This window comes from Gracilimonas tropica DSM 19535, from assembly GCF_000375425.1.
In the GTDB taxonomy this organism is placed as follows: domain Bacteria; phylum Bacteroidota; class Rhodothermia; order Balneolales; family Balneolaceae; genus Gracilimonas; species Gracilimonas tropica.
This window is the reverse complement of record NZ_AQXG01000002.1, coordinates 542,151-550,155: the sequence shown is the minus strand read 5'-3', so window position 1 is coordinate 550,155 and position 8,005 is coordinate 542,151. Positions and strand designations below refer to the sequence as shown.

At 43.4% G+C, this 8,005-nt stretch carries 5 protein-coding genes; 2 read left to right on the top strand and 3 right to left on the bottom strand.

All coding sequences use genetic code 11. From position 1 onward, the window contains the following. Positions 1–135 precede the first annotated feature (135 nt). From B151_RS0106075 to B151_RS0106065, 3 genes are read right to left on the bottom strand one after another with little or no spacing between them, the layout of a single operon-like run. Positions 136–1,764 (bottom strand): dipeptidyl-peptidase 3 family protein, encoded by a 1,629-nt coding sequence (locus B151_RS0106075; protein WP_020402720.1) that lies wholly within the window; start codon positions 1,762–1,764, stop codon positions 136–138. A 21-nt stretch (positions 1,765–1,785) separates the two neighbouring features. Further along, positions 1,786–2,856 carry a mechanosensitive ion channel family protein gene (locus B151_RS0106070; protein ID WP_157470702.1) on the bottom strand — a complete coding sequence of 357 codons (1,071 nt, stop codon included), beginning with the start codon at positions 2,854–2,856 and terminating at the stop codon, positions 1,786–1,788. Positions 2,857–2,861: 5 nt separating this feature from the next. Then, the gene (locus B151_RS0106065; RefSeq protein WP_020402718.1) at positions 2,862–5,912 is read right to left on the bottom strand and encodes an ATP-binding protein; all 3,051 of its coding nucleotides are present in this window, start codon (positions 5,910–5,912) and stop codon (positions 2,862–2,864) included. A 203-nt stretch (positions 5,913–6,115) separates the two neighbouring features. Here B151_RS0106065 and B151_RS0106060 point away from each other — a divergent pair, with 203 nt between their 5' ends. Next, positions 6,116–7,363: an N-acetylmuramoyl-L-alanine amidase family protein gene (locus B151_RS0106060; protein ID WP_020402717.1), complete on the top strand. Its 1,248-nt coding sequence runs from the start codon at positions 6,116–6,118 to the stop codon at positions 7,361–7,363. Between the two features lie 6 nt (positions 7,364–7,369). Continuing rightward, positions 7,370–7,993, top strand: a complete 624-nt coding sequence (gene udk, locus B151_RS0106055) for a uridine kinase (RefSeq protein WP_020402716.1) — start codon at positions 7,370–7,372, stop codon at positions 7,991–7,993. Positions 7,994–8,005 lie beyond the last annotated feature (12 nt).

Below are 8,005 nucleotides of genomic sequence, written 5' to 3'. Positions count from 1 at the left end.
CAGCCATTGGAGCAGGATCTGCAAAACTAAGAATCGAAAGGCTTTGTGAAGAAGGCTCGTTCTTATCAATAGGATGAATAAAAAAAGCGTCCCCCGGAAAAGGGACGCTTTTTTTGGAAATGAAACAGATGTGAATTAATTCAAGCCAAGAACACCAACACCTTGCTCAAAAGTGATATCGACCGGGATATTTTGTTCTGAGAGCTTGGCTAAAGAAGACTTAAGCTGCTCAGATTCCACAGCATATTTTTGTACAAAAGCATCGACGGCTTCATAATCTCCGTTGCCCTGAAGGGTGAGGATCTTTTCAGAAAGAGAAGCTACCGCTTCATCCACTTTATCAAAGTTGATGCGGTAAGTACCGGTGGTTTCATCATAACTGAAAGCTCCAAATTCCTGGAAATAGTTGAATCGGATCAGGTTGGCTCGCCCGTGAGCGCTGGCGGACCCAAACCGGATGGAACGAAAGATGCTGGCGAGGAAGGTTACATAGTCTTCTTCCGAACTGCCTTCATTGATCATTCCTTTCTCACGCAATGCATTCACCATGTAGAGGCCAAGAACATCCGCTTTTCCTTCTTCCAAAGCCGAAGCATGATTCTTCGGTGCTTCCCTAACCGTTCCATTTCCGGAAATAGTATTTTTGATACCCAAGCCGTGAGCTACCTCATGGAACATGGTATTTCCGAAGAAGGCATCAAAGCTGATGTACTGGCGCTGGTCCTGCGCAATGAGCACTTCAGAAATAGGGATCAGGATCTTATCGTACTTGGCACGCATCGCGTTTTTAAGCTGCAAACGGCGTGTGCCTTTTTCAAGCTGCACTTCTTCGTCATTAGGTAAGTTTATGGCAATGGTTTTTGAACCGGCATTGGCATCACCGGACGTATAGATCACATCGTAAGCACCTAAGTCGGAATCGGTACCCGGAGTTTCCGTTTTGTATTCTTCCGGAACAGGCAGTCCGCGTTGCAGTTCAGGCAGTACAGCAGCATATTTAGAAAGCCGTTCGCTCCATTGCTTGTCTTTCAACAGTACAAAAGTTTCGTGAGCTGCTTTGTATCCAAATAGCTGGTCTTCATAGGTTTCAATAGGTCCTATAACGATCTCAAGTACGTTGTTTTTCATATCCATCCATGCAAAATCACTTTCCTGATAGTCATCAGTGAGCAGTGCTTCGGCCCGCAGCTGTAAATATTCTTTGAAGCCCGGATCTTCGGCAAGTTCAGCGGCTTCATTGAGTAATCTTGCTGCATTCTCATGCTCTTCAGCAAACGCTTCATGGTAGGGAATGGCGGTAAGATCCCCATTTTCGTTGCGGCGTACAACGGTATAAAGGTCATCTTTTGCTTCAGAATCCCATGCTTCGAACTCCTTATTGGTCATATCGTCGGGATAAAAGTTGGCACCTGCAGGTTTTGGTCCTACGCCTGCAACAAAAGGCTCGTTGCCATTCAGGCGGTCCCACGGACCATAGTTTATCTGAGCAAATCGTTGTTCTTTTTCAGATAGTTTTGCCATGAGTTCCTCTTTGTCTCCGTAAGCCTGCTTCCAGAATACAGATTCCATCTCTTGTGCTGCGCCGATCAACAAAGGGATCATCTTCTTTTGATTATCAGTTAGTTCAGACAGATCAGCGGTTAACGTAAAGGGGGTGTACTGATCCAGTCGATCGTCAATGTTCATGGCAGGCTGCTCTTTGCTGCTACAGGCAGAGCATACAAAAAGGATGATGAGTGGAGCTAATAAATGTAGTGTTTTCATGATATTGTATGTGATTTTGTTTTAATCATTTAGTTCTTTGAGAGGAAACTCATCCCGTATATATCCTTGCTTTGTGAGTTCAGTCAGTATCAGTTCCGTAACGTCACTCTGAAATGGAAATTCATATCGTATATCCAGCACATAGGCCTTTACTTTTAGTTTTAGAATGAACCGACGCTCATGCATCTCATTTTCCGTCATAATACTGATCGGTTTTTTCAAGTACACAAACCGAGAGGAGACCACCGCCTTGTAAGCGATCTCTTTCACGGCCTCGATGGGGCAGTTGGCGGGCAGGTAAATATTGGTGATCACTAAACAGTCAAGTGCTCCGGAATTGGCGTTGGAAACGGCAGTTCGGATCAATTCTCCATTGGGAATGGTAACCACGGAGTCTCCAGGCGTAACAATACGACTGGAACGAAGGCCGATCTGCTGAACTTCGCCATAATGATCTGCAAACTGGATCTTATCGCCCACCTGAAATGGCCGATCCAAAATAAGCATAATTCCGCCAAACAAATTCTTGAGTACATCCTGAGCGGCAAGACCTACGGCAATACCAACCGATGCCAATACTGTGATAACTGTGGCGTAGGGGGGGTGAATGATTCCTGCAATAGCAATATAAATAGCTAGTGTCCAGGTTATCACCCGAACGATGGGAACCATTCTTTTAATTCTAAGCCGGTACTTTGAAACCCTCTCGGAAAAGTTGTCAAGCAACTTTCCAACAAAAACCGTGAAATAATAGGTGAGAATAAAAAAGAAAATGATGGTAATGACCTTCGGCCATGAAATTACTTGCTCAAGCTGAGCCAGGGCTTCTTCAGTATTACCCTCAAGCGATGAAGAAGTGTCCTCGTCGGCCGTTGACTTACCAAAAAAGCGTTCTTCCAATCGTGAAGAAAGAGAATCAAACCGGGCAAGGCGGTCGTTTAAAAGTGAGTCGACACGTTGAGTAAGGGAAGAGTCCTGCGGAGTAGTAACGGTATCCGGAACGGCATCCTGGAAAGCTGTAGCCGGAATCGAATGTCCGGCGAATACCGCCAAAAGAAACACAGAGCAGAGTAATTGTTTTAAAAAATTCATGAGGATCAATGTATATAGTTTGCTTCTTTCAAGGTCCGGGCAATTTGGCGATAAATAAGCTGATTGATGGAAAAGCCGTGAGGGGCTTCCACTAAAATGGATTGCGAGCTGAGCCGCGATGCCGTCAGTTGACTTTCCCGTAAAGACTGATGTACGGTCATCGATAGTTCTTCGGCCGTTAAAAAATCATGAAGCATAAATGCGGCAAGGGCAAAGAGTTCTTCACTGTCTAATTCCTGAATTCTATTGAGAGCACCAAATTCAAAAGGATTGATACAAAAATGAGTCTCATCATGTTCTTTGATGGATCGTATCCAATAGATCATGGCTACGGAAGAATTGCCTTCTGCCAGTTTTGCCAGCTTCTCGAAGTAACGGTTCTTCAGGTATTCCTGGGACTTTTCCTCATCATCCAGGTGTTTTTTATAGCTTCTGCTGTTTTTGGTTGTTTCATCCGGCAAGAATTTTAACTGGTATCCGCTTGCCCGGTGTCGCCTTAAAATAAGTTCTTCGATTTGTTGAGCGGTAAGGTTGTCGGTTTCAACAGCATGCGTAAAGTAATCGACCACATTCAGCACCTTATCTAAATAGAGCCAACCGTAGCGGGTACTGCTTGCCACCCAAAGAATTTCCTTATTGGTTTCGGAGATCAGCAGCAACAGTTGCTCGAGAGCATCAAAACCGGAGATATTCCGAACAAAACAGTTTTGAACATTTTCGAGGATCACAATGACCCGTTTTTTCTTTCTCCGAATGGCTTCTGTAAGGTCCTCAAACGTTTCTGCTCCCTCGATCTTAAGCCCTTTGGCGATCAGCTTAACGATTTCTTCAGGTTTCCAGAATGTGCCTTGGAAATTGATCTCAATCACATCATGCCGGGTAAGGATCTCCTCCTTAAGCATCCGGATAAAAAGGCTTTTACCGCTGCCTTTTTCACCTACAATGGAAAAAGAGGACGGGAAATTATTTTGCCACATTTCATACCCTTTCTTCAACCGGTCAAATTGCTCCGGCTTGCGAATATAGAATCGGTCTTCCACTTCTTTATGAAAATCAAATAGTCGCCGATAGATAAAAGGAAGGCTGGCGATCTGTTCGTCGGTTTCGGAAAGAAAAGTAGCCAGATCGGTAGTGTCACCCTCTAATTTTTCTTTTTCTGCAAAACCCAGAAATTTGGATATGATCTTGTAATAGGCCTTAACTTTCTTCCAAATGAATCGGGCAAAAAGCTCTGTTTTCTCGGTAAATCTGGCCCACTGCACCTGTAATCTGATTTTCCAGTCAACAGCTGTTTCCTTGGCCATGTATTGTGCACCGGCCAACCGGAGCTCATTCACGTTCTGTTTCTCCAACAGCATGGCCAGCTTCGAAAAAGCTATGTTTTTCTTTTCCGTAAGTTTCGCACTTAATTCTGTTTTTTTTGAGTCGATCTTTTTGATCACTTCTTCCAGTTTGGTGCGGGCTCGTTCCAAACCCTCTTTTGCTACCTGGAGAGGATCTTCCTCATCTGATTTTTTTACCTCATCGGCAATTTCAATATTCGTAAGAACGATTTGGGCAATCTCTTGTATTTCAGAAGTGATCTCAGATAAGAATGCTTCCGGTTTAACCTGCTTGGGGACAAACTCTTTTGCAATTTGATTATTGAGAACGCGCTGAACAAGCGATTGCCATTCTACATTTTCAAGCTGAAACCTGGGCGGCAACACAGTCAGATCAAGTGACTCCACCAAAATTGCTTGCTTCCGCTGATTCTTTGTCCACTCGGGGATGGCCGAAGTAAAACGTTCAAGTTTGGAACCCAGTGCCGCATCCTGTATTAAGTCATTGGCCGGCTCAATGAGTTTCTTGGTCAGGTGCTCATCCATCTTCGATAAATGCTTCTCACTGAGCGCCTGAATCTCTTTCATTGATCGGCCTTCCTGATCTTCGAAGATCTCTTGTGCTTCATTCAATAGTTCCAAAAGGGCCTTAGAAGGAGACTCAAAATGATCAGAGAAAAACTCCTCTAACGATCGGTTAAAACCTTCTATCCGTTCTTTGGACTGCGTGTAAAGTCCGATGAAATCAGTGGAAAGCTGACATCGGTTGAGCAGTGCTCGCAAAATCTCATTCCATTGATCCCGGTTTTGTTGAATCTGGCCTTTTACATTTTCCTCCTTTAGGGCAACCGCATTCTTGCTATAATCGGCAACGGATCGTTCAATGGTTCCTGTGATCGATATGGCATGGAAAATATGCTCTTTGATCGATTCCGTTTGTTCTTTAATTAGCTTGCCATACGTTTTTTCAAGGGAATCAAGTCGTTTGATCACCTCCTGAAAAAAGGATTCCATATCATCCTGATCAGGAATAGAGTCATAATTAACCGCTATTGATTGTTGCTGATCCGAATCCTCTGAATCAGGTTGCTCATTTTTGTTCAGGGAAGATTGGATCAATCCACTGGAATGCAGGGTCCATGCATCGGTTTCTAAAAGCACTTCAGCATGTATTTTATGGATCTCATTATTCCATGCTTTTAAAGTGTTCGATACATCCATCAAATGAAAAGCCGAAAGATTCCTCAAAGGAATCGTGTGCATCCAAACCGGTTCGGTCTTTTTATCTGTTATGAAAACAGCCTGAACAGCCTTTCCTGCTTTTTGGAGTTCTTTTAAAAGGCGCTTACCGAGCTTACCGGTTTTGATAAAAGGAGAATCGGAAGGCAATGGAAAAAAGCGGGATTCTTCCTGAGGAAGGATAATGACCTCTTCAAGCTCACCAGTAAGAGTATGAATTTGCCCGATCCACGGAACCGGTGTTTCGTTTGTCTTTTCTTTATCAGGAGCGGTTTCTTCAGCAGGTAAATGTAGTTGTTTCTTTAAACCATCAAGCAAATCCCCCAATGCTTCATCTGTTTGGCCAGAAACGATCTTTTCACTGGCGGCAACGAGAAGGGGACGAAGCAGTGCGACTTCATCAGAAAGGGTTTTGAGCAGGGAATCCCTGAATTTCTTTATGGTTTCTTGCCGGAGTTGTGCTAAAATATCTTCCCTGGAAAACTCGTTGCTCATCAAAATATCCTAATTGTTAACAAAAACCCATACTTACGTTTTGAAACAAGATACTAAATTCACAGCAACAGAAGTCATTTCAAAACATGTATAATGTACTTTATCCTTTTTTTGGAACTCTTTCAATGGTTAATAGAATATCTTACATTTAGGGTATCATCTGCTAAGGTTATAACGTTCATATAAAGAATTACGGCGTAAAAATGCGCACTTCATTTCTATTTCGAGTGCTTTCGGTGCTGATCTTTTTCTCATGCTCATTTGCATCCGGTTTTGCACAAAACACCCATTTGCAAAGAGTGTCGAATACAGCCCGTAGCGATGGCAACGGATTTGTAGTTCGTTATCATCTAACGGCCCCTGTAGATTCTTTTGATATCATACAGCCTGCACCGGATCTCATTCAAATGACGCTTTATGATGAGCAGATCGATACTACTGATATCACTTTGCCCGAAAAGAGTGAGATCTTAAACGAAGTTCGCCTGTACAAACTGGCCTATGGTTATGGGATTGATATCTACCTGGATGAAAACACTTACCTAAAATCGAATGCCTATCTCGATCAAAACGGAAAAGATATCCTGGTGAATTTGTCGAATTCAAGTCAGCTTGAATTGGAACGTTACTCTCAACAATTTCTGGCCAAGAACTGGTATGAGGAGATCGTTTCTGAAGATGCCCTCTCAGTAGGCCCCCCGGATTCAATACCCGGACAAGAATTATATGAGACAGTAAAGGATAAACTTCGTTTTGACAAAATTGTGATTGATCCGGGACATGGTGGAGAAGATCCCGGTTCTATTGGCCATAAAGGGGTAAAAGAAAAAGATATTACGCTGGCAGTAGGCTTAAAGCTGGGGGCTTACATCGAAGAGCACCTTCCGGAAGTAGAAGTGGTTTACACCCGCACAGATGACTCCTATTTAGGGTTGGCTGAATTAGGGCATTTTGCAAATTTGGCTGAAGGAGATCTGTATGTTTCCATTCATTGCAATTCTTTTCATAACCAATATGTCAGAGGAGCAGAGGTATATTTTTTGGGACTTCATAAAAGTGATGCATCTTTTGAGGTCATGAAGCGGGAGAATAGCGTATTTAGGAATGAAGTGGATCGCGACCTCACCGAAGAAGATCTCTTAGTCTATGAATTGGCGCACAGCGGATATATTTCTACCAGTGAAAAGATCGCATACATGATCGAAGATCAGTTTAAAAATCGTGCTCAGCGTAAGTCAAGAGGAGTAAAGCAGGCGGGGTTCCAGGTGCTTTTTGAAGCGTCTATGCCGGCTGTTTTGGTTGAACTTGGTTTCATTACGAATCCGGCTGAACAACGATTCCTCAGCAGCGACTACGGACAAAGTATTATGGCCTCAGCACTATTCCGTGCCATTCGGGATTATAAAGTAGAATACGAGAAAAAACAGGCATACAACGTCTCTTCAAACTAATTATACATGTCAGAAAATCCTTTGATCATTGGCGTAGCCGGAGGAAGCGGCTCCGGCAAAACAACCGTTGTAAATTATATTTGTGATGAATTTGCGGCAGATAATATCCTCAGAATAGAGCACGATTCGTATTATCGTGAACTGGATCATCTGCCTTTTGAGGAGCGCACCAAACAGAATTTTGACCACCCCGCTTCCCTTGAAACAGAACTCATGATCCGCCATATCAAGGCATTGATGGAAGGCTATCCGGTAGAAGTTCCGGTTTATGATTTTGAGAAGCATACCAGAAAGGAAGAAACCATTACGGCAACTCCATCCAAAGTGATCTTAATAGATGGGATCCTCATTTTCAGTGAACCTGAACTAAGAGCCCTGATGGATGTAAAGATCTATGTGGATACCGATGATGATGTACGACTGCTAAGAAGACTGCAAAGAGACATTGAAGAGCGGGGACGTTCGGTGGAAAGTGTGCTGAATCAGTATCAGAAATTTGTGCGCCCGATGCACCTCGAATTTGTGGAGCCTAACAAACGATATGCAGATGTAATCATTCCCCGGGGCGGCAAAAATAAAGTTGCCCTGGAAATGGTGTACGCACTTATTCGTAGCCAAATGAATAAATAATCAAATAGAGTT

What these genes read in the sequence shown, in the direction of transcription:
- B151_RS0106075 (WP_020402720.1), bottom strand. Translation starts at nt 1,764, where the DNA reads ATGAAAACACTACATTTATTAGCTCCACTCATCATCCTTTTTGTATGC.
- B151_RS0106070 (WP_157470702.1), bottom strand. Translation starts at nt 2,856, where the DNA reads ATGAATTTTTTAAAACAATTACTCTGCTCTGTGTTTCTTTTGGCGGTA.
- B151_RS0106065 (WP_020402718.1), bottom strand. Translation starts at nt 5,912, where the DNA reads ATGAGCAACGAGTTTTCCAGGGAAGATATTTTAGCACAACTCCGGCAA.
- B151_RS0106060 (WP_020402717.1), top strand. Translation starts at nt 6,116, where the DNA reads ATGCGCACTTCATTTCTATTTCGAGTGCTTTCGGTGCTGATCTTTTTC.
- udk (WP_020402716.1), top strand. Translation starts at nt 7,370, where the DNA reads ATGTCAGAAAATCCTTTGATCATTGGCGTAGCCGGAGGAAGCGGCTCC.